Here is a 22,374-nt window from a genome sequence, read left to right as displayed (position 1 = left end):
TCTTTTAACATATACACATAGTTACATGTTAAAGTTTGTTAAGATCGAAAAAAAATAGTGATGGTACAATGTTTTATAATAATAATAAAATGCATAACGTCAATTAGTTTATCGATCAAACGTTTGTCTGTAAGGTTTATGATGGAAATTGCGTTTTTAGGTCGGAAAAGACTTTTTTTTATAACTTTGGACCCAAAATCAACCATATAAAAAGGCCATGTATAAAACATTACAACCTGTTCTTCAAAAAGAACTTGAAGAAATCGAAAACGCTGGATTATTTAAACGCGAACGTATAATTATTACACCTCAGGGTGCCGACATTAAAGTAAGTGGTGGTGCTGAAGTAGTCAACTTTTGTGCAAATAATTATTTAGGTCTTTCTTCTCATCCAAAAGTGATAGAAGCAGCTAAGAAAGCAATCGACGATCATGGCTATGGAATGTCTTCAGTGCGTTTTATCTGCGGAACACAAGATGTGCACAAAGAACTGGAAGCTAAGATTTCTAAATTTTTAGGTACGGAGGATACCATTTTATATGCTGCCGCATTTGATGCAAATGGTGGGGTTTTCGAACCATTATTTAATGCAGAAGATGCTATTATTTCTGATGAGTTAAATCACGCATCAATTATAGACGGTGTTAGATTGTGTAAAGCACAACGTTTCCGTTATAAAAATGCAGATATGGAAGATCTGGAAAAACAGTTAATTGCTGCCAAAGATTGCAGACATAGAATTATTGTTACTGATGGTGCTTTCTCTATGGATGGATCGGTTGCTCCGCTGGATAAAATTGCAGATCTGGCTGATAAATACGAAGCCTTGATTATGATCGATGAATCGCATTGTACAGGTTTTATCGGTAAAAATGGCCGCGGAACACACGAGCATTTCAATGTGATCGACCGTATCGATATTATTACCGGCACTTTGGGTAAAGCTTTAGGTGGTGCATCTGGTGGTTTTACCTCTGGCAAAAAAGAAATTATCGATATGTTGCGCCAACGTTCACGTCCATATTTATTCTCTAATACCTTAGCGCCAGCAATTGCAGGTGCATCTATTGCAGTATTGGATATGTTAAGCGAAACCACATCGTTAAGAGATAAATTGGAAAACAATACCAAATATTTCCGTGAAAAAATGACCGAGGCTGGTTTCGATATTAAACCAGGTTTCCATCCAATTGTTCCGGTAATGTTGTATGATGCTAAAATTGCACAGCAGTTCGCTGCTAAAATGTTAGAAGAGGGTATTTATGTAATCGGGTTCTTTTATCCAGTTGTGCCACAGGGCAAAGCGAGAATTCGTGTACAATTATCAGCTGGACATGAGCAACATCACTTAGATAAAGCGATTGCCGCATTTACCAAAGTAGGTAAAGAATTGGGGGTAATTTAAAACCCATAGATTTACGATTACAACAAAAGCCGCTTAAGCGGCTTTTGTTGTTTATGGGTTCATTTTCTTTTATAATGGTATTGTAAACAGATTATTTGAACTCACCAACCCTAAAATTATTGGATAATTTGCTGTATATTTGAAGCCATGTTACAGGATAAAATAGCACAGTATACCGATAAAATTAATGCTTTCGTAACTGAAAAAGCAGACGAGTTAGAGCAATTCCGTATTAAATATTTAGGGAGCAAAGGTATAATCAAAGAAATTTTCGACGAATTCAAATCGGTTTCTGTTGAAGAAAAAAGGTCGTTAGGTAAGGTTTTAAATGAGTTTAAGCAACTTGCTGAATCAAAATACCTCACCTTAAAAGAATCTACTGAAAATTCTGAAGCAAAAACTGAAAACACGCAACAAGATTTAACTTTACCTGGCGAAGGTTTCGAGATTGGCTCACGCCATCCTTTAGCCTTGGTACGGAGAGAAATCGTAGAGATTTTTGCTAAACTAGGTTTTACCGTAGCTGAAGGTCCTGAAATTGAAGATGATTGGCATAACTTTTCGGCACTAAACTTCCCTGAAGAGCATCCTGCAAGAGATATGCAAGATACTTTCTTCATAAAAAAAGGTGGTGAGAAAGGCGATATTGCCTTACGTACGCATACTTCTTCGGTACAGGTGCGTATGATGGAGCAGGGCCAGCCGCCATTCAGGGCAATTATGCCAGGCCGTGTTTACCGTAACGAAGCCATTTCTGCCCGTGCCCACTGCTTTTTCCATCAAGTGGAAGGTTTGTATGTTGATGAAAATGTTTCATTTGCCGATTTAAAGCAGACCTTGTTTTATTTCGTTCAAGAGTTATACGGAGAAGGCACAAAAGTGCGTTTCCGTCCATCATATTTCCCTTTTACCGAACCATCTGCAGAGATGGATATTTCTTGTACCATTTGTAAAGGTGCTGGTTGCCAGTTTTGTAAATACAGTGGTTGGGTAGAAATTTTGGGTTGTGGTATGGTAGATCCAAATGTTTTGGAAAACTGCGGTATTGATTCAAAAAAATACAGTGGTTTTGCATTTGGGATGGGAATAGAACGTATTGCCAATCTGAAATACGTAATTAAAGATTTGCGCTTATTCTCTGAGAATGACGCACGTTTCTTAAAGCAATTTAAATCTGCTTTAATTTAATGATGAAATACCTATATACCATATTGTTTGTACTGCTAATTGTTACAGGTTGCGGTAAAGATGGAGGTTACATTCCTGATGTGGCTGTAAATTATAATGTAACCATAACCGAATTTAGCCTTAAATCGGTAAATAATGTATTGGTAGTTTCGAATAATGGGGTAGGTGGACTACTAATTGTAAAAACACCACTTGGAGGATATGTTGCCTTCGATCGCTGCAGTACTGTGAACCCGGAGAAAATCTGCAAAGTAGCGCCTGATGACAGCGGAGTAACTGCAACCGACCCCTGTTCGGGTGCAAAATTTTCATTGCTTGATGGTAGCCCACAAAAAGCACCTGCAGAAAGAAGCTTGAAAGCATATAATGTTTCTTTGCAAGGCAACACACTAATACACGTAAGCAATTAAAATGGAAGCTGAAAAAATAAAAGAAACAGTAAAAAAGGCTGCCAAAGAACTATTTAGAAAATACGGTTACCATAAAACCAGTGTAAACGAAATTGCAAAAAAGGCCCGTATAGCTAAAGCTACAATTTACAAATATTTTGAGAGTAAGGAACAGGTTTTAGATGGTATCCTGATGGATTACCTGGATCAAAACCTTTATGAAATATTGCACAATAAAGTAAGTTACACTTCAGAAGAAGAGCACTTGAAAGCACTGGTAATGAAAACAAGCCGCTTATCGTTTACCGCGTGTAACGAATTTATCGGCTGGGATTTTGTTCGTGAAAATGCAAATTCGCAGGAGTTTTTAAAGCATTTATCAGATCAGCTTGAGGCCTTATTATTAGCCGCCTATCTGCAATTGGATAACTTTAAGAATAATCCTGCAAGAAGAGAAGGATTGGCCTTTTTATTAAAAGCAAGTAAAAGCATTGTGTTTTCTTTTGCATTTACTTCGGTTAGCGATTCTGATGTTCGTAAAAACTTTGTAAGTTTCCAGAAAGAAATACTGCCATTTTTGGTAAAAGCAGCCCTTTAAGTTTATTGAGCTGCATAGACAGCGATCGTCATGCTGAATTTATTTCAGCATCTTTCCTGCGATATAGACCCTCAGTAATAACATCACAATCTGGTCTTAGGATCCCATTAAAAGACACTAAAATAAACTATTGGTATGTCGTATCGAGACGCTACGGCTAAAATAAAAAGGTAACGAAGGCAGAAATCCGTGTTAAGCTGTGGTTAGTGAATTCTTATTATTGATTGTAATAATCTTTGATCTTGAATTTTTGCACGGTTCTTTTTATTTTTCCATCAACCAGTTTCTGAGTAATCACCGTAACGTTATCGGCGATGCTCGAATCTTCAATTACCGATGAGTCTTCGTATAATACATTTTTTGCGTCAAATTTGTAATTGATGGTTTTATCAAAACAACAGCCATCTTTTTGATGGATGGCAATTTGCCTTGTTTTTTTATCAATATCAAACATGCCCAGGTTTTCGCTGGCCAGTTTGGTGAGTTCCTTGCTAAGCAGGAATTTGTTTTCTTTTGATGATAAATAAACCTGGTATGATGGGCTGGCATAAGCACCATTATTACCATTTCTGATGGCAAGATCTTCAAAGCCGTCAAAATTAAAATCGCCAAAAATTAATGGTGTTTGGTATTTGCCAAGTTCCAGCCATCCAAGTTTAGCATTTTGAGTTTCAGTTAAGTTAAAATCTAGGTCTTCGGAGTGGAAAGTATCTATTTCTCTATCTGTGGCCATATCGTAAATAATAATCGTGGCTTTCCCACTACAGGCATTCCCTTCACATTTATCAACAAAAATTTTAGCCTTGTATTGGTCAGAGCTGTTGTTTGCCAAGAATTTAAACTGTGCTTCCGAAGTATTGGCAATAAGTAAAATACCACAAAAGATGATCAAACTTTTCATTAAATTTTTTTGGTAAAATTACGCCAATACCATCCACCGAAAAGTTAAAAAAGGTTAACGTTTTCTTTTGCGTGTTTTGATATAGCTTTGTACCGCAGACTTTGTAGTAAGCCAATCTCTGCCTTCTTTATAGGCATCTATTTTGCCCTGTCTGGCCAATAGGCTCACATACTCTTGGCCATAGGGAACATCAGGCTCAGAAACGATATGTGATATTGGTTCATAATCGCCATAATTGTTTCCAGGCAATGCATTTACATAGATATTTAACGAACGCTCTAAGGCCTGTAACATTAATAAGCAAAGTTTATGGTAATTGCCTTTATTAGCTTGGTTAAGTGCTTCGTAGTATTTCTTTCTGTCATTTTTAAGGATAATAGCAGGAGGGAAGCCATTTCGCATGAGCAATAAATTCATGGCAAGCCTCACGGTACGCCCATTCCCATCAAAAAAAGGATGGATCCAAACGAGTTTATGATGAAAAATACTAGATAATAGAATATCATTTAAGCCCAATGGGTTATCATTTACAAAGCTGATTAATTGATCTAATAAATCAGAAACCTTATTGGCATTGGGTGGTGTAAAGTTTGCGCCCACAATGCGCACACCGCCATTTCTTAAACGGCCCGCATAATCATCTTCAATGCTTCTAAGCACTAGGCCATGAAGCGATAGAATATCAATGCTTCTGAGCGTATAGTTTTTATTGACTAAGGTGTAGAGGTAATCAATAGCTTTTTCGTGATTATAGGCTTCAAAATGTTCTCGTAACGATTTGCCTTTAACGGTCATGCCTTCCTGTAAAACCATTTGGGTTTCTTTCAGGCTTAGGGTATTTCCTTCTATGCTGTTCGAGTTATAAGTCCACTCTAGGGTAAGATCTTCTTTGATACGGTGTAGGGCACTATTAGGCAATGGCCTTGAAGTTTCTAACTTGGCCTTTTTTTCGTATAACCTTTCTATTTGCGGTAATAGCTCTTCTAAATCGCTTAAATCAAAATCCCACATTTCCAAAGGTAATAATTATCGGTTAGACTTAAAAATAAACATATCCGATACTAAATTTTTTTCCAAAAAAAAATGATAACATATATGTTATCATTTCAAAATGTTTTTAAAGTGCTTATTCCCACTTAAATACTTTTACCGCTACTGCGTAAATGCCAATACCCCAAATTAATAGGATCATAATCTGGAATTTAACATCCCACAAACCTAAACCTTCAAAGGCTACTTTGCGCATAGCATCGTTTAAATAGGTAAGCGGTAAGGCCCGGCTAATGGGTTGTAACCAGCTTGGAAAAGCTTCTATAGAAAAAAATGTTCCCGAAAGTAAAAACTGTGGTAAAGTAACGATGTTCGATATTGGAGGCACCATGCTTTCGCTTTTGGCAATACCCGAAATAATAAAACCAAAGCCCATAAATACAATAACACCAAGTGTGGCCAGTATAAGCATGTTGACGACCGTGAGTGCACCATGTACAAGGGTAAAGCCAAAAAAGAAATGGCCAATTAAAATAATAAATAACGCACCAATTAAGGCAAAGCCAATACGGGCAACCCCTTCACCAATTACAATGCTCGAACGCTTTACCGGAGTTGCAAAAAAGCGCTTAATTACCAGGGTTTGGCGAAGACTTAAGAATACGAATGCTGTTCCGAAAACGCCTGTGCTTAATAGCGAAAAGCCTAGTTGGCCTGGAAGGATAAAATCAATCGTTTTATATTCTCTGCCCGTAATGGTACTTTCTTTAATTTCTGCTACTGTAGGTTTTAAGGTTTTATCGTAAAAGATATTGTTTAAAACTGATTTTAAAATCCCGCCTTTATCTCTCGATGCAGAAGTATAAACTACATTAACCGAATAGGCAGCAGAATTTACTTTTCTGTGCACATCAATCATGGCATCAACGTTGCCTTTTTCAAGTAATTTATCAAACTCGGCTTTTGATTTATCTTTTACCAAATGGATCATGCCTGTTTTTTCTAGCATGCCCATCACTGGGTTGTTAACGTCTGAGTCAGGGGTAACGCCTACATCGATACGTGTTCCGCCGCCACCCAAAAAGCCAAAAACGAGGATAAATATCAAAGGGAAAGCCAGGGTAAAAACCACCGCCGAAGGACTCCGCATAATCGACCGGAAACTCGCTTTGGCAAGAGCCAGGGTTGCTGTAAGGTTGTTATATTTTTTCATTTACTATTTGATTAATAGTTGTGCTGTTTTATGTTCTTAAACCCGATTGTAGTGTAAATCCTTTTTGTTCTAGATGTTTTTATTACCTGTTCATAAGATTTACAAAAAGATTGTAACGAAAAGCGGGAGTAACATTAATTGGAATGCTGCCCTTGCTTTTCAAAAAAAATAGAATTTAAATTATTCTCTCCATTCCTGACCTGTCAGATTAATGAAAACATCCTCCAGATTGGCTTTTTTAACCTCTTTTTTGCGTTCAAAACCGCTGCTCACTAATTTATCTATTAAATTATCAGGAGTATCCAGCGCGATAATCTGACCACGTTCTACAAAAGCTACGCGATCACAAAGCTGTTCGGCTTCGTCCATATAGTGAGTGGTAATAACCACAGTTGTTCCTGCATCGCGGATTTCTGTAATCAGGTCCCAGAGATTTCTGCGAGCCTGTGGATCTAGACCTGTTGTAGGTTCGTCCAAAAAAATAATCTTCGGTTGGTTAATGAGTGTTGTGGCTATAGAAAAACGCTGCTTTTGTCCGCCTGAAAGTGCTTTGTATTTAGCTTTGGCTTTATCTTGGAGGTTTACTTTCTCCAGCATCTCCATGGGTTTGATGTTGGCGCCATATAGACCGGCAAAAAGTTCGATCAGTTCGATCAGGTTTAGGTTTGGATAATAACCCGCAGCCTGTAGTTGTACACCTATAATCTGTTTAATGTCTTGTGGTTGTTTATCTACAGAAAAACCATCTACAATAATTTCACCCGATGTTTTAGCTCTCAAAGTTTCAATAATTTCGAGGGTCGTGGTTTTTCCAGCGCCATTAGGGCCAAGCAGACCGAAAATCTCATGCTCATATACCTCAAAACTAAGCCCTTGAACGGCCACGAAATCATCGTATTTTTTTACCAGGTCTTTCACACTGATAATGGCTTTTTTTGTTTCCATGTTGCGAATGTAAGGAGCTTTAAATGAATAGGAAATGAATTTTTGAATACATAGCCGAAAATGTCGGTAAAATGATGTTTTATACAGGCGAAAATAGATTATAAAAGAAATCTGCGGATCAACAGCTTGTTTTTGCCGCAAATCCGCAGATCATATTATTGTATTTTCGCCTTTAAACTTTGGTCTTTAAGTTTTAGTCTTTCAACCTTAACCCTACCACGCTAGCGCACCTTTCATTACTTCAACAAAATCATCAAATAAGTAACGCGAATCATGTGGGCCTGGAGAAGACTCAGGGTGATATTGAACCGAAAATGCTTTTTTACCTTTAACACGGATTCCTTCGATTGATTTATCGTTTAAGTTAACGTGTGTAATCTCTACTTTATCGGAGTTTCTAACCTCATCAGGAATTACCCCAAAACCGTGGTTTTGAGAAGTAACTTCGCAATGATTTTTAATGATGTTTTTTACAGGGTGGTTTAATCCACGGTGACCATTAAACATTTTCATGGTGCCAATGCCGTTCGCCTCCGCCAATAACTGGTGACCTAAGCAGATACCGAACAATGGCTTGTCTGCCGCTAAAATTTCCGTGATCGTTTCTACAGCATATGGCATTACCGATGGATCGCCAGGGCCATTTGAAATAAAGTAGCCGTCAGGGTTAAATTTTTCCATTTCGGCAAAAGTAGTTTTAGCCGGGAAAACCTGAACGTAAATATCGCGGTTTTCGAAATTGCGCAAAATGTTTTTCTTGATACCTAAATCTAAAGCAGCCACTTTTAAGCTTGCTTCAGGGTTACCGTAAAAATATGGTTCAGTTGTACTTACTTTAGAAGAAAGCTCTAAGCCTTCCATTGAAGGTACCTCGGCCAGTTTTTGTTTTAACTCTTCAATATCGGTGATTTCAGAAGAAATAATTGCATTCATTGCGCCTTTATCTCTAATGTGGCGAACCAATGCACGGGTGTCGATATCAGAAATGGCTACCAGGTTATCATTCTGGAAATAATCCTGAATAGATTCTGTCGCTTCTTTACGGCTATAAACAATGTTGTAATTTTTGCAAACTAAACCAGCAATTTTGATCGAACCTGATTCGATTTCGTCTTTATGGATACCATAATTACCAATGTGGGCATTGGTGGTAACCATTATCTGTCCAAAGTAACTTGGATCAGTAAAAATTTCCTGGTAACCTGTCATCCCGGTATTAAAACAGATTTCGCCAGTAGTGGTGCCAATTTTTCCGGCAGCTTTGCCGTAAAAAACTGTGCCATCGGCCAGTAATAAAATCGCAGGTAACTTGGTGTAGTTAGTCATGGTAATTACAATATGGATTTTGATTTAAAAAAGAGTTGAAAAAAGAATGGCTTTCGGCATTAAAGCCGTTTTTGCAGGGTGCAAAAAAAGATGAATATATCCCTTCCATTTCGGGGTACAAAGATAGGATTTTAGATTGGGAATGTAAAGAGAAAAGTGAAATAAGGTGAAAGGTTTAGGCTGTAGGGGATAAGATGGCTCAACCCTAAACCTTATGCCTCAAACCTTATACCTTTTTAAAGAAAAAACGATACTTTTGGCAACACAAAACAAATCCCATGTCGGTACATAAAGAAATCAAACGCATCACCACGCACATTTTACAGGAAATGAAACAACGTGGTGAAAAAATATCTATGTTAACGGCCTACGATTATTCGATGGCAACTATCCTAGATGATGCAGGATTAGACGTTTTACTTGTTGGCGATTCTGCTTCAAATGTAATGGCTGGTCATGAAACTACTTTGCCCATAACCCTAGATCAGATGATTTATCATGCTGCATCCGTAATAAGGGCCGTTAAACGGGCTTTCGTTGTAGTTGATTTACCTTTTGGCTCTTATCAGGGAAACTCGAAGGAAGCTTTGAACTCGGCAATAAGGATTATGAAAGAATCGGGGGCTCATGGCGTTAAATTGGAAGGCGGTGAAGAAATTATCGAATCTGTTCAACGCATCATCACAGCGGGAATTCCTGTAATGGGACACTTGGGCTTAACACCACAGTCTATTTATAAATTCGGCACCTATACTGTTCGCGCTAAGGAAGAAGAAGAAGCCAATAAGTTAAAAACAGATGTTTTGGCTTTACAGGCTGCTGGTTGCTTTGCAATCGTGTTGGAAAAAATTCCTGCTGCACTAGGTAAAGAAGTTACAGAAAGCCTGCATATCCCAACTATTGGTATTGGTGCTGGTCCAAACTGCGATGGACAGGTTTTGGTGGTAAATGATATGATTGGTTTAACCAAAGGGTTTAAGCCCCGTTTTTTACGCCAGTATATAAATCTTTACGACGAAATTTTGGGTGCGGCGCAATCGTACATCCGCGATGTAAAAGGAAATGATTTCCCGAACGAGAAAGAACAATATTAACCTCAAACCCCTAAATGGGCCTTTATTACAAGAGGTTAATATCTAAAAAATAAATCAATATATAATTAAATTTAAGTTCCCCTTTAGGGGCGGAGGGGTTAAATGCCAATTACCGATAACGACATCCTTTTTGAAGACAATCATTTAATCGCTATTAACAAAAGAGCAGGTGATATTGTGCAGGTTGATGAAACTGGCGATGAGCCTTTGGATGAACAGGTGAAAAAGTATATCGCTAAAAAGTACAATAAACCCAATGGTGCTTTTTTAGGGGTTGTACACCGTTTAGATCGACCGGTGAGTGGTGTAATTTTGTTTGCTAAAACCAGTAAGGCTTTAGAACGGATGAATGCTGTTTTTAAAAACAGGGAAGTAAAGAAAACCTATTGGGCAGTGGTGAAGAACAAGCCAGAGAAAGAATCGGCTACTTTGGTACATTGGCTGGTGAAAAACCCACAGAAAAATGTGGTTTCTTATTATAATACAGAAGTTACTGGCAGCCAGCGGGCCGAGCTTTCTTATAAAGTAAAAGCCAAGGTTGGCGATTATTATCTTTTGGAGGTTGATCCTTTAACAGGCCGTTCGCACCAGATTAGGGTTCAGCTATCATCAATGGGCTGCCCGATTATGGGTGATAATAAATATGGTTATCCGCGAGGAAGCAGAAAAGGAAGTATTTGCCTACATGCGCGGCGCCTACAGTTTATACACCCGGTAAAAAAAGAACCTGTAAACATATTCGCCAAATTACCTGTTGATGGGTTTTGGGAACGGTTTGAGGATTTATAGACAAAATTATCTCTTGATTAATCGGGCTTTTAATGATTTGGCACAATATTTAGTCATCTTTCGGCTAAAAACTAAATCCATCATGAAAAACACCTTCTTATCAATTGCTGCAGTAGGTCTGCTGGCTTCTACATTAGTATCGTGCGATAGTACTAAAAAAACAGAAACGACCAAAGACTCAAGCGAAATTTCTGCTAATGGAGACACCATTAAGAAAGTAACTACAAAAACAACTGAAACCGTTAAAACAGATGTTCCGACTTTCTCAAGTGAAGAAGTAAATAAAGGCCTTGCTGAATATAGCAAATTAAAAGATGAATATGCTGTAGCGGTAAAAAGTAAAAACGCTGCTGAAATTAAAGCCATAAGCGATAAATACACTGCTTGGGCAAATCAGGCAACGGGCTGGGCAAGTAAGCTAAAGCCAGATGAAATACAAAAATATTCTGATTACGTGCTTAAGTTAAGCGAGGAGTGGTCGAAAGCAGCAACCGATGCTGTAAAGTAGTTGAAAAAATTAAAAAAGGTTGCATCTTTAATTGGTGTAACCTTTTGTTTTATTAACGAAACTCTACCGAGTACAAAAAAACTATTTCTTTGTACCCCTTATTTTAGCTGGTTTTATTTTGAAAAAAACAGCGAAATGCTGGTTCCTTTGTGCTCTTCAGATTTAATATCGACCTCTATTTTATGGAAACGGGCAATACTTTGTACAATAGCGAGCCCTAAGCCAAAGCCATTTTCTTCGGTATTTCCCCTTTTAAAACGATCGAATGCATTTTCTACAAGTGCCATACTCATGCCAGATCCGGTATCGCTAATAGAAAGGATATATTTTTCTGCTTCGGTTTTATCTGTTATGGTAATGGAACCGCCCACAACATTGTACTTTATCGCATTATTGATAATATTGATTAGAAGTGTATGTATCAGTGCTTTATTTCCGGTGAAATGAAAATCCTTCGAGAGGTTGGCATTATAGCTGATGTTTTTATCCGCTATTCGATCTTCCAGATCTTCATATATATCATCTATTTCGCGTTTAAGGCTAATTTCTTCTGTTTTTAGGTATTGATTGTTTTCTACTTTCGAAATAAGTAACAAACTGTTAATGATCACCTTTAAGCGGTTCAGGGTTTTTAATGATGCATATATCTTATTTTCGTGCTCTACAGGAATGCCAGGTGTGTTGAGCATATTTTCGAAGCGTGTACTTAAAATTGAAATTGGGGTAAGTAGTTCGTGCGAAACGTTAGCAATAAACTGCTTTTCTAAGGCGAAAAGTGTGTTTATTTTACGCATAAGAGAATTTATGCTGTTATCCAAGATTTTAAAATCGTTGGTAGTGGTTGGTATATTCTGATAGTTGTAGTGAGATGGGTCGTCAACCAGATTAATTTTTTTATCGATAATTAGATAAAAGGGTTTCAATAAGAAGTTGGAAAAAGTAAAGTCGGTTACAAGGGTAATCAGTAAGGCCGCAACCAGTACAATCAGCATGTAAAAACGGATCGAATTTTTAATGGACTGGAGGGCGGTCATTGTTTCTCCGATCTCCAGGTTATACCAGTTTGTATGATAAGAAAATTTATAATTGAGTATTCTGTATACCTCAATATCACCTTCAATTTCCCTCTTTTCGGTAAATACCTTCGCTGTAGAATCTTTTTGATTGTCTGGAATGTCTGTTAAAACAATAAATTCTTCTTTTAATATGTTATAATCGGTAAAAGATTGTTGTTTATTTAATAGGCTGTCGATTTCATCATCATTTAAGTGCTTAATAATTTTATTCTTTTTTTTGATCAGACGGTTATCAAACTGGTTGTAGGCAAGTCTGTCAAGCGAGAATAAAATGATGGCACCCAATACCAAAATGATGGCAATTTTGGTTATCGCATTATATAAAGAAAATTTAACCTGTAACTTCATTTATATGGATGATGTTTAACATGATGCTTTATTGGGCGTTGGGTTAACTGGTTAATTGTTTAAATCGGTTAACTAAATTTTTGTATTTGTTAAATTGCTAACTGCAAACTGCTGATTGAAAATTACAACTCACTAAACTTCCACCTCCGACTTTCTAACTCATTAGCAATTAATCCTGTATCCAATACTCCTTACGGTTTCAAACCAATCTATTGGGCTAATTCCTGCAAGTTTTTTTCGGAGGTTTTTAACATGCACATCTACAAAGTTCGAATCAGAATTAACTTCTAAAATATCACCCCAAACATGTTCAGTTAAGCTCATTCTCGATACCACTCGGTTTTTGTTCAACACCAAATAGTTAAATATTTCGAATTCCTTTTTGGTAAGGTTTAATCTTTCATCACCAAAAGAAACGGTTCTATTCTGAATATTGAGTAAGAAGTTGTGGATGTTTACCTCGTTTTTCTCCAATTTGTGTTTCCTACGGGTAATCGCGTGCATACGCGCTAAAAGTTCGTTTAACGAAAATGGCTTCGGTAAATAATCATCTGCGCCTTCATCAAGGCCTTTAATGCGGTCATCAACAGCACTACGGGCAGTTAAAATGATTACGGCATCATCTCGGTCTTTCGTAGATTTTAATTGTTTCAAAATGTCGAAGCCATCGCCATCTGGCAAGCCCAGATCTAATAAAATGAAATCGTAATTGTTTACAAATATCTTTTCTTCTGCAGAAGATTTTTTCCAGGCATGTTCTACAATAAATCCTTCTTTACTCAAGAATTCATCCATTTCAAGCGCCAGGCTCTTTTCATCTTCAACGATTAATACATTCATTTCAGCTAACAGTTAGTAGTTCTATTTTTCAGCATTTTAAGCTATGCCCCATGCTTTTTACCCTGCAACTAAGTTAATATTTTTTAAGATGGTCTTGCAAGCTTCTTTAATTTCTTCTTTTGTAATAATTAAAGGAGGGGCAATGCGCATAGAATTGCTGCAATGTAAAAACCAGTCAGACAGTACGCCATCTAAGATACAGGCATCGATGATTTTTTTATTGATCTCGAAATTCTCAAATTCAACAGCAAGCATCAAACCTTTTCCTCTAATTTCCTTAATGGCAGGATGTTGAAGGAGCTGTTTAAATAATTGCCCTTTTTCTTCTACTTCATCAACAATGAGATCATCAACCAAGGTACGTAAGGTTGCCAAACCGGCAGCGCAACAAACCGGATGACCACCAAAAGTAGTCATGTGACCCAAAATTGGTGTATGCGATAATACCGACATTATTTCCAATGAACTGATAAAAGCACCAATTGGCATTCCACCACCAATTCCTTTCGCCAGGAGCAGTACATCAGGCACTACATTATAATGCTGGAAGGCAAACATTTTACCACTGCGGCCAAAGCCAGATTGTATTTCGTCGAAGATTAATAAAGTTCCGGTTTCTATACATTTTGCCCGCAAAGCCTTCATATAGTTTAAATCGGCAACCCTTATTCCGGCTTCGCCTTGTATAGGCTCGATAAAAACAGCAGCGATTTCTGAAGTGATTTTTTCGAGATCATCAACTTTGTTATGTTCAATAAAACTTACATTGGGCAAGAAAGGACCATAGCCAGAAGAGTAGAAATCACTTTCCATTAAACTTTCTGCTCCTTGTGTACTGCCGTGGTAAGCATTTTTGCAGGCAATAAACCCTTTTCTGCCAGTATACCGTTTAGCCAGCTTCATGGCACCTTCTACAGCCTCGGTTCCTGAGTTTAAAAAGTAGGTGCAACTTAAACTTTCGGGTAAAATATCGGCAAGGGCTTTGGCAAAATTTACCTGAGGCGTTTGTACATATTCGCCATAAACCATCAGGTGCATATAAGTTTCTGCCTGATCTTGAATAGCCTTCACTACCGCAGGATGGCAATGGCCAACATTACTTACACCAATACCGGCAATAAGATCGATGTGTTTTTTGTTTTGTGCATCGTAAATGTAGATTCCTTTTGCTCTTACAAATTCGAGCATAAGCGGCTCTGGAGAGGTTTGTGCATTGTGTTGTAAAAACAACTGACGTTGGGTAAGCATGGTACAAAAGTACGGAATTGAAAGAGTGCTTTAAAACAAAAAAGACCTACATTGCTGTAAGTCTTTTTCTTTATTGCTTTTGTCCGCCTTTAAATCTATTGAGTAACTCGCGTTTAAAACCTTCCTGCGCCCGGTAAAACTTTCCAACAATTTTTATCGGCAATACCGATTTAAGTTTGTTGTAATATTTTTTATCAAGATTAAGATCTTTTTGCTTGAAATCGAATTCGCTGGTAATTAAACTTTGTACCTGTGCATCGGTTAGATTATCTATTTCAGTCGTTTTTCTGAAAGAGATCATTTTCTGCATCCGTTCTTTGCGTAAGGCAGCTTGTTCTGCCTGCATATCGTTATAAATTGGCCAGAAAATCTTAGCCTCTTCTGGCGATAAATCCAGTTTTTGAGTGAAAAAAGCTATTTTAAGTGATTCTATTTCTTCTGCCTTTGGTCTTTGTGCCAATAGGCTTGTAGGTAATAAAAACATTAAAGCAACAAAAAGTAAATTCTTCATTTCTTAATTATTTAGTTCCTGAGATAAATCACTTGAAGAGAAATTACTCAAGATATAGTTTTCCATTTCTGTATCTGAGGCAGAAGTAGTTTTTATATTAGATGATGTAGTATTTTGCGCTTCTAAATGATCAATGATTGTACTTTCATCAATATCATATAATAGTTGTTCGTTTATTGCTTCCGGTGATTGTACCTGTTGAGTTGTCGTAATTGAGCTGTTCTGGTAAAAATAAACACCAATCGAGGCCATTAATAAGAAACATGCTGCACTTGTATATTTAACAATGTTGCGTCTCCATAAAGGAATAACTTTAACCTCCTTTTTAGGCGCTGATGCTGCAATCCTATCGGCAATTCTAGTCTGCAGCGTGTCGAAATAATTTTCGGGTACTGCAAAGGCTTGTTCTGCCTTAGGCATTTCGGAAAGGGCAATCCGGATTTGAATGCGTTCCGTTAAATCTTCAAAATAATTCTGCGGAACTTCAAAATTATTGTCACTGGTTTTCTGTTTCAATCCATTTAAAAAGACAGCAGAAAAAATGGCCTCATCACAATTTTCGAAATATCCATCAGGAACGGAGAAAGGATTGCGTTTCCCCATTGCCGCAAGTGCAGGGGCTTCGTTCATCCAATCGTTATTTTCTATATTTTCGTTCATCACAGATATATGATACAATTAAAGTGAAAAGGTTTAATAGTCTATTTCATCATTTGTAATAAAAGCTTCAATTTTTTTTGCGGCAATGTGAAACGATGCCTTTAGCGCACCTACCGAGGTTCCTAAAACTTCAGAAATCTCTTCATATTTCATATCATCAAAATATTTCATATTGAAGATAATCCGTTGTTTTTCAGGTAGGGTAAGGATTGCTTTTTGCAGTTTAAGCTCAAGCTTATCGCCGTTAAAATAAGATGATGCCACCAGATTGTCGGCCAGTTCAGATGAAACTTCATCTAAAGGAGTATTGTTTTTTTGTTTTTGCTTGTTTAAAAAAGTAATCGATTCGTTTGTAGCGATGCGGTATATCCAGGTATACAATTGTGAATCACTTCTGAATTTATCTAGATTTTTCCAAACTTTAACAAATACTTCCTGCAAAAGGTCGTCGCAGTCATCGTGGTTTAGCACCAATCTCCTAATGTGCCAATATATTTTTTGCTGGTATTTTTTTAACAACAGGTTAAAGGCTTCATTACGCGTGCGCTCGACAGCAAACATGGTAAGAATTTCTGAATCTTCAACTTGTTTCATTCTATCTCTAGATTTGAGATGTGAGAATTGAGATATGAGAATTGGATATGAGATTCGATCTCATGTCTCAAATCTCATATCTTTATCTCAAATCTATTTTTTCCTGCCAATTACTTTTTGAACAGCTTCAACAATGTTTACAGCATCTAAGCCATATTTAGACATTAACTGATCTGGTGTTCCGCTTTCGCCAAAAGTATCGTTAGTGGCTACAAACTCTTGTGGAGTTGGCAATTCAGTAGTTAACAAACGTGCTACGCTTTCGCCTAGGCCACCAAATTTATTGTGCTCTTCGCAGGTAACCACACAGCCTGTTTTCTTAACCGATTTTAAGATGGCTTCGTCATCCAAAGGTTTAATGGTGTGGATATTAATAATTTCAGCGTCAATACCCAATTCAGCTAATTTTTCACCAGCCTCAATCGCTTTCCAAACCATATGGCCTGTAGCAATAATAGTCACATCTGTTCCTTCGTTAACCATCCATGCTTTACCGATCTCAAATTTTTGATCCGGATCTGTAAAAACAGGGATTACCGGGCGACCAAAACGCAGATAAACCGGACCTTCATATTCTGCAATGGCCATTGTTGCTGCTTTGGTTTGGTTGTAATCGCAAGGATTGATTACTACCATTCCTGGCAACATTTTCATTAAACCGATATCTTCTAAGATCTGGTGTGTTGCACCATCTTCGCCTAAGGTTAAACCAGCATGTGATGCACAGATTTTAACGTTTTTGTTAGAATAAGCTACTGATTGACGGATTTGATCGTAAACACGGCCAGTAGAGAAGTTGGCAAAAGTACCGGTGAAAGGAATTTTACCACCTATGGTCATACCTGCTGCAATACCGATCATGTTTGCTTCGGCAATACCAACTTGTGTAAAACGCTCAGGAAAATCTTTAATAAAAGCATCCATTTTAAGCGATCCAACTAAATCGGCACATAAGGCAACCACATTTTCGTTTTTCTTTCCAGCCTCATGCAAGCCAGCACCAAAACCCGAACGTGTATCTTTTTTTTCTGTATATGTATATTTTTTCACGTTTTTTATATTTTTAATTAGCTGCGTTCAAAATTGCTTCGCAGGTTTTCATACCCCAAAGCCCTAAAGGGGCTCTATTTGTAGTTAAAATTAAAAGTTATTTACTCCCCCTTTTAGGGGAGAGGGGAGCTAATAGTCCCCTAAAGTTTCTGGTAATTGCGCTAACGCTGCAGCTAATTGCTCATCATTTGGCGCTGTACCATGCCATTTGTGCGTACCCATCATATAATCTACACCAGCACCCATTTGCGTGCTCATTAAATTCAAAATCGGCTTGCCTTTTCCGGTTAAGGTTTTAGCATAATGTAAACCTTCAACTATAGCTTGCATATCATTACCGTCTGTATTAATTACATGCCATCCGAAAGCTTCGAATTTAGCTTGTAAATCATCCAGGGCAAGAACTTTACTTGTAGGACCATCAATTTGCTGTCCGTTGTAATCAACCGATGCGATTAAATGGTCAACTTTATTAAATGGGGCGAACATAGCTGCTTCCCAGTTTTGTCCTTCCTGTAATTCTCCATCACCCAATAAGGCAAAAATGGTAGATTTATCGCCATTTAGCCTTTTAGCTAATGCAGCACCAATGGCAACTGATAAGCCTTGGCCTAATGAACCTGAAGCGATGCGGATACCAGGCAAATGTTCATGTGTAGTTGGGTGACCTTGTAATCTGGAATCTAGTTTACGGAAAGTTGCCAGTTCACTTTTATCGAAAAAACCAGCATGAGCCAATGTGCTGTACCAAACAGGAGAAATATGTCCGTTCGAAAGGAAGAATAAATCTTCGCCAGCGCCTTCCATCGTGAAGTCGGTTTTGTAGTTCATTACTTCAAAGTATAATGCAGTAAAAAAATCTGCGCATCCAAGTGAGGCACCAGGGTGGCCAGACTGACATCCATGAACCATTCTTACGATATCTCTTCTGATTTGAGAGGCAATATCTTCTAGCTCTTTAATTGTATGTTTCATTAAAATAAGAGGTTGTTGTTATATAACAAAGGTAATATTTTACCCGCTATATCATAATTAGTTATTGATTAAATTGAGTACTTGTTGTGTTGAGTTTTTTGTGTCAACTTTTTTGATGATATGGATAATTTTTCCATCGCCATCTATAATAAAGGTTGTGCGAACTGTACCCATATATTTTTTGCCATACATGTTTTTCTCTGCCCAAACACCATAATCATTTACAATTTTCTGATCAGTATCTGCCAGTAAGGTAAATGGCAAATTATGTTTGGTTACAAATTTCTGGTGCGATTTTTCATCATCAACACTAACGCCTAAAACTACAATGCCCTTGGCCTGTAAACCTTGATAGTTATCTCTGAAATCACAAGCTTCGGCGGTACAGCCAGGAGTATCGTCTTTCGGATAAAAGTAAAGCACAACTGTTTTGCCTTTATAATCGCTTAAAGAAACATCAATACCATTTTGATCTTTTGATGTAATTGCTGGTGCCTGATCACCTTCTTTTAACTCTGCCATAATTATTGGTTAATCGGTTAACGGTTTAAATCGGTTAATCGCTATTGTTAACCGCAGTGCAATTTAAACAGTTTAAGCTGTTATAGTGTTCGATATATGTTAAAAGATGACATTTTTTGGTTTAAAACATGGATTTTGATGTCGACTTGATCTTTAAATCCATCAATCCTCAAAATCTTGTATCTATTTAAAAAATGTTACCGTGTATTTCCGCGTATTTTCTTTCATGTCTGCCACAACCAATTCAAGTGTATGTTTCCCTGAAGCTGTTCTTTCGTCGAAACTGTGCCATAGCGTTGCCGTTTTAGCATCGAATTCCATCAATGCCCACTTGCCATCAATATAGCCATTAAAACTTTTTATTCCGGATAGATTATCGCTGATCTTAAAAAATATTTTAGATAAACCGGCCATATTTTTCCCTTCCGAGATATTTACGGGTACTATCCTCGGTGCAATGGTATCAATGGCAATATAAAAGCTGCCAAAGTTTTTTGGAGTAGCCTTAACATACCCATTCTCGAAAAAACCGCCTTGAGATGAACCATTAGAATTTACGATTAATGCTTTACTCCTCAGGTTCTCCGGCAGATTATTAGCTTTGATTGAGATATCGAAACCGACATGCAGTGGCGTATACTTATTGTGAATCTGATGTACAGCCGACCAGGCATTACCAGCCGGTTTAGGCAATTTTTTATAAGTGAAGTTTAAATCACTATACAATGTCCCGAGTGGGAAAACCACCTTAATATCATCGGTATTAAATTCATTCACTTTATTATACGGATAAATTATCCCTGCAGGAACACTTGCTTTTGCTATGGGCTCTAAACCCGCATTTACTGTAAAAGGTAATACAGCTGAATTTCCTTTGGAATCGGTAACGATATAACGAAGCTGATGTGTGGCACCGTCGTTGAAATTAATCCGTCCGCTATTGACTAAACCACTGTAAATTTTTAAAGGGTTGCCAGGCTCAATAAAACTTTTCTGGATACTTCTTTTAGTATTTAAGTAAGCAGGGTAATCGATATGCGAATTAATTGCTTTACTGTCTTCGAAAGCAAAACGTTCAAGAGCAGAAGTATATACTTTCTTTCCATCTACCTCTAACTGAATGGAATATACTCCATTGGTGCCTGATAAACCATTATGTCTGTCAGTTACCACGATACCGAAGCCAACCTCACCAGTTAAGCTAATAGGTGCAGTAGTTTTATAACTGCCATTTGTTCCACTAATGCTAATGGCCTGTTTTGGTATATTTTCATTAAAGGTTTTGCCATTTAAGCGGTATACATATAAGCCATGAATAACAGGGGGGATATTATCGGGTATGATGATCCCGAAAAACTGTGGATTTATGGTTTCTTCAGTTTTGGTATCTCTGATTTCGAAATGTAAATGTGGACCGCCAGAGCTGCCACGGTTACCAGACCAGGCAATAATTTCGCCTTTATGTACCGGAATTAATGTGGCATCAGGAAATTCATCAATCTCAAAAGACTTCTTTTCATATTCGAGATTTTTAACAATTGTGGCAATTTTTGGGGCGAAACGCTGTAAGTGGCCGTAAACCGTGGTAAAACCATTAGGATGATTGATGTACAATGCCTGCCCAAAACCACTGTTCTGAACCCTTAACCTCGAAATATATCCGTCTGCAACTGCATAAACAGGATAACCTTCGCGCTGGTTGGTCCTGAAATCAATTCCAGAATGAAAGTGGTTGCCTCTGATCTCTCCAAAAGAACCTGCCAGGGCAGGGGGGCTAATATCTAAAGGTTGCCTGAAATCTGTAATCGGGTACTTATTCGTGCTGAAAATCTGTTGTGCCTGAACAAAGGTTGAAGCAAATAAAAGGTAAATTGAAATGGAAAATTTTAACTTGTAGTGGATCGGGTTTTTAATCATTCGTTACTTTACATCAAAATTTAAAAGTTGCTTTCCTTCTAACCAGGCTTCCAGTTTATCGCCTTTATTTATTTTTCCGACACCCTGTGGTGTTCCGGTAAAAATTAGATCGCCTTTTTTTAAAGTAATATATTGGGAAACAAAGCTGATTATCTTCTCGAACGAGAATAACAAATCTTTAGTATGGCCAATCTGCCTGCTTTCGCCGTTTATTTTTAACTCGAAATTTAAATTGTAAAGATCTTCAAAATCGCTTTTAGGAAGAAAAACGCTAATGGGGGCAGAATTGTCGAATGCTTTGGCAAGCTCCCAGGGTAATCCTTTTTCTTTGTGCCTGCTCTGGATATCGCGCGCTGTAAAGTCGATGCCTAATCCAATTTCATCATAATAATTAGCTGCAAATTTTTCGGCAATGTGTTTTCCTTCTTTACAAATTTTTAACACCACCTCTAGTTCGTAGTGAATATCATCAGAAAAATCAGGTAGGTAAAAAGGTTTATTATCTTTTAAAACTGCTGTATCAGGTTTTAGAAAAATTACTGGTGTGGTTGGAACCGGGTTGTTCAGTTCTTTTGCATGTTCGGCATAGTTTCTGCCAATGGCGATGATTTTCATTTTTAAGAATATAAAATATGATAAAATAGACGGGAATTAAATCCACATCAATCAAAAATAGAAAAGAAAATGGTGTTATAAAACTGAGATCCGTTTTACCTGGCTTTCAGAACCAGCAATAACCCTTAAAAAGTAAATGCCTGGGTTAATTCTATTCGGAATGACAAAACTTTTGGTCTGTTCACCTGCATTTAAGCGTTCATTTAGAAGTGTCGCCACTTCATTTCCCAATAAATCGATGATTTTGATCGTAGTTTGGGTGCCATCTTTTCCTATAGATAAAATAATATTTAACTGATCTTCTACTGGATTAGGATATATTTTTACAATGCTTAACAATTTATCTTTCGCTACAACTGTTGCATTTTTAGGGGCTGTACCGTAAGTATTGAATATTCCAGAACCACCTACAGTCATATAAAGTGGCTTGTAAGGTGTAATATTGGCTTTAATTTCAGGAATTCGGCTTGTTTTTTTTGTTCTGTTTTTTAAGCTGATGTGAATGCTATCAGTTTGTTGCGACCAAGAATTTACATTGCACAACAAAACGATGCACAATGTGCATGCGAGTTTTGTGAGTAACGTTATCTTAGTGTAGAGTTTCATCAAATTGGTATAGCAAATGTATTAATTTAAAACAAAGAAATTAAACATTTTGTTTAAAACCCATAA

Annotated in this window: 24 protein-coding genes; 7 read left to right on the top strand and 17 right to left on the bottom strand. The window is 37.4% G+C overall.

All coding sequences use genetic code 11. The annotated features are described in order from the left end of the window. Positions 1 to 217 precede the first annotated feature (217 nt). The 4 genes from kbl to FHT21_RS21170 all read left to right on the top strand — a co-directional run bounded on the left by kbl (position 218) and on the right by FHT21_RS21170 (position 3,580). Entirely contained in the window at positions 218 to 1,405 is a 1,188-nt protein-coding gene (gene kbl / locus FHT21_RS21185; protein WP_086547474.1) for a glycine C-acetyltransferase, read from the top strand. A 147-nt stretch (positions 1,406 to 1,552) separates the two neighbouring features. After that, positions 1,553 to 2,593, top strand: coding sequence for a phenylalanine--tRNA ligase subunit alpha (gene pheS, locus FHT21_RS21180; protein ID WP_167296738.1), 1,041 nt, complete (start codon positions 1,553 to 1,555; stop codon positions 2,591 to 2,593). Beyond that, on the top strand, positions 2,593 to 3,003 hold the full coding sequence (locus FHT21_RS21175) for a hypothetical protein (RefSeq protein WP_167296737.1): 411 nt from the start codon (positions 2,593 to 2,595) through the stop codon (positions 3,001 to 3,003). Before pheS ends, FHT21_RS21175 begins: the two co-directional genes overlap by 1 nt. 1 nt (position 3,004) lies before the next feature. Then, positions 3,005 to 3,580, top strand: a complete 576-nt coding sequence (locus tag FHT21_RS21170; RefSeq protein ID WP_167296736.1) for a TetR/AcrR family transcriptional regulator — start codon at positions 3,005 to 3,007, stop codon at positions 3,578 to 3,580. Between the two features lie 217 nt (positions 3,581 to 3,797). Here the strand turns inward: FHT21_RS21170 and FHT21_RS21165 are convergent, their stop codons facing one another. From FHT21_RS21165 to carA, 5 genes are all read right to left on the bottom strand, one after another. After that, a complete protein-coding gene (locus FHT21_RS21165) occupies positions 3,798 to 4,481 on the bottom strand; it encodes an FG-GAP repeat protein (protein WP_167296735.1) in 684 nt (227 codons plus the stop codon). A gap of 54 nt (positions 4,482 to 4,535) precedes the next feature. Continuing rightward, positions 4,536 to 5,492, bottom strand: coding sequence for a Fic family protein (locus FHT21_RS21160; RefSeq protein ID WP_167296734.1), 957 nt, complete (start codon positions 5,490 to 5,492; stop codon positions 4,536 to 4,538). A 115-nt stretch (positions 5,493 to 5,607) separates the two neighbouring features. Further along, on the bottom strand, positions 5,608 to 6,684 hold the full coding sequence (locus tag FHT21_RS21155) for an ABC transporter permease (RefSeq protein ID WP_167296733.1): 1,077 nt from the start codon (positions 6,682 to 6,684) through the stop codon (positions 5,608 to 5,610). Positions 6,685 to 6,864: 180 nt separating this feature from the next. Further along, positions 6,865 to 7,629 carry an ABC transporter ATP-binding protein gene (locus FHT21_RS21150; RefSeq protein WP_167296732.1) on the bottom strand — a complete coding sequence of 255 codons (765 nt, stop codon included), beginning with the start codon at positions 7,627 to 7,629 and terminating at the stop codon, positions 6,865 to 6,867. 213 nt (positions 7,630 to 7,842) lie between these two features. Next, positions 7,843 to 8,955: a glutamine-hydrolyzing carbamoyl-phosphate synthase small subunit gene (gene carA, locus FHT21_RS21145; protein WP_167296731.1), complete on the bottom strand. Its 1,113-nt coding sequence runs from the start codon at positions 8,953 to 8,955 to the stop codon at positions 7,843 to 7,845. A 278-nt stretch (positions 8,956 to 9,233) separates the two neighbouring features. Between carA and panB the strand changes: the two genes are divergently transcribed. The 3 genes from panB to FHT21_RS21130 all read left to right on the top strand — a co-directional run bounded on the left by panB (position 9,234) and on the right by FHT21_RS21130 (position 11,346). Continuing rightward, positions 9,234 to 10,049 (top strand): 3-methyl-2-oxobutanoate hydroxymethyltransferase, encoded by an 816-nt coding sequence (gene panB / locus FHT21_RS21140; protein WP_167296730.1) that lies wholly within the window; start codon positions 9,234 to 9,236, stop codon positions 10,047 to 10,049. A gap of 102 nt (positions 10,050 to 10,151) precedes the next feature. Further along, complete coding sequence (locus tag FHT21_RS21135; protein WP_086547465.1) at positions 10,152 to 10,838, top strand: RluA family pseudouridine synthase; 687 nt, start codon at positions 10,152 to 10,154, stop codon at positions 10,836 to 10,838. Between the two features lie 82 nt (positions 10,839 to 10,920). Then, positions 10,921 to 11,346, top strand: a complete 426-nt coding sequence (locus FHT21_RS21130) for a hypothetical protein (RefSeq protein WP_167296729.1) — start codon at positions 10,921 to 10,923, stop codon at positions 11,344 to 11,346. A gap of 113 nt (positions 11,347 to 11,459) precedes the next feature. Here FHT21_RS21130 and FHT21_RS21125 read toward each other — a convergent pair whose 3' ends face one another. From FHT21_RS21125 to FHT21_RS21070, 12 genes are all read right to left on the bottom strand, one after another. After that, positions 11,460 to 12,770, bottom strand: a complete 1,311-nt coding sequence (locus tag FHT21_RS21125) for a HAMP domain-containing sensor histidine kinase (protein WP_167296728.1) — start codon at positions 12,768 to 12,770, stop codon at positions 11,460 to 11,462. Between the two features lie 162 nt (positions 12,771 to 12,932). Continuing rightward, positions 12,933 to 13,610 (bottom strand): response regulator transcription factor, encoded by a 678-nt coding sequence (locus FHT21_RS21120; protein WP_167296727.1) that lies wholly within the window; start codon positions 13,608 to 13,610, stop codon positions 12,933 to 12,935. Between the two features lie 57 nt (positions 13,611 to 13,667). Continuing rightward, positions 13,668 to 14,858, bottom strand: coding sequence for an aspartate aminotransferase family protein (locus FHT21_RS21115; RefSeq protein WP_167296726.1), 1,191 nt, complete (start codon positions 14,856 to 14,858; stop codon positions 13,668 to 13,670). 70 nt (positions 14,859 to 14,928) lie between these two features. After that, entirely contained in the window at positions 14,929 to 15,369 is a 441-nt protein-coding gene (locus tag FHT21_RS21110) for a hypothetical protein (protein ID WP_167296725.1), read from the bottom strand. Positions 15,370 to 15,372: 3 nt separating this feature from the next. After that, positions 15,373 to 16,029 carry a hypothetical protein gene (locus FHT21_RS21105; protein WP_167296724.1) on the bottom strand — a complete coding sequence of 219 codons (657 nt, stop codon included), beginning with the start codon at positions 16,027 to 16,029 and terminating at the stop codon, positions 15,373 to 15,375. Between the two features lie 33 nt (positions 16,030 to 16,062). After that, a complete protein-coding gene (locus FHT21_RS21100) occupies positions 16,063 to 16,623 on the bottom strand; it encodes a sigma-70 family RNA polymerase sigma factor (protein ID WP_167296723.1) in 561 nt (186 codons plus the stop codon). 93 nt (positions 16,624 to 16,716) lie between these two features. Next, positions 16,717 to 17,673: a transketolase family protein gene (locus FHT21_RS21095; RefSeq protein ID WP_029274068.1), complete on the bottom strand. Its 957-nt coding sequence runs from the start codon at positions 17,671 to 17,673 to the stop codon at positions 16,717 to 16,719. A 129-nt stretch (positions 17,674 to 17,802) separates the two neighbouring features. Further along, a complete protein-coding gene (locus FHT21_RS21090) occupies positions 17,803 to 18,648 on the bottom strand; it encodes a transketolase (protein WP_167296722.1) in 846 nt (281 codons plus the stop codon). Positions 18,649 to 18,705: 57 nt separating this feature from the next. Then, positions 18,706 to 19,170 (bottom strand): thioredoxin-dependent thiol peroxidase, encoded by a 465-nt coding sequence (gene bcp, locus FHT21_RS21085; protein WP_167296721.1) that lies wholly within the window; start codon positions 19,168 to 19,170, stop codon positions 18,706 to 18,708. A 183-nt stretch (positions 19,171 to 19,353) separates the two neighbouring features. Next, the gene (locus FHT21_RS21080) at positions 19,354 to 21,087 is read right to left on the bottom strand and encodes a M23 family metallopeptidase (RefSeq protein WP_167296720.1); all 1,734 of its coding nucleotides are present in this window, start codon (positions 21,085 to 21,087) and stop codon (positions 19,354 to 19,356) included. A gap of 3 nt (positions 21,088 to 21,090) precedes the next feature. Further along, the gene (locus FHT21_RS21075; RefSeq protein ID WP_167296719.1) at positions 21,091 to 21,702 is read right to left on the bottom strand and encodes a fumarylacetoacetate hydrolase family protein; all 612 of its coding nucleotides are present in this window, start codon (positions 21,700 to 21,702) and stop codon (positions 21,091 to 21,093) included. A gap of 75 nt (positions 21,703 to 21,777) precedes the next feature. After that, entirely contained in the window at positions 21,778 to 22,308 is a 531-nt protein-coding gene (locus FHT21_RS21070; RefSeq protein ID WP_208399009.1) for a T9SS type A sorting domain-containing protein, read from the bottom strand. Between the last annotated feature and the right edge of the window lie 66 nt (positions 22,309 to 22,374).

This window comes from Pedobacter sp. SG908 (assembly GCF_011759615.1).
Taxonomy (GTDB): domain Bacteria; phylum Bacteroidota; class Bacteroidia; order Sphingobacteriales; family Sphingobacteriaceae; genus Pedobacter; species Pedobacter riviphilus.
This window is presented reverse-complemented; position numbering and strand designations above follow the sequence as displayed.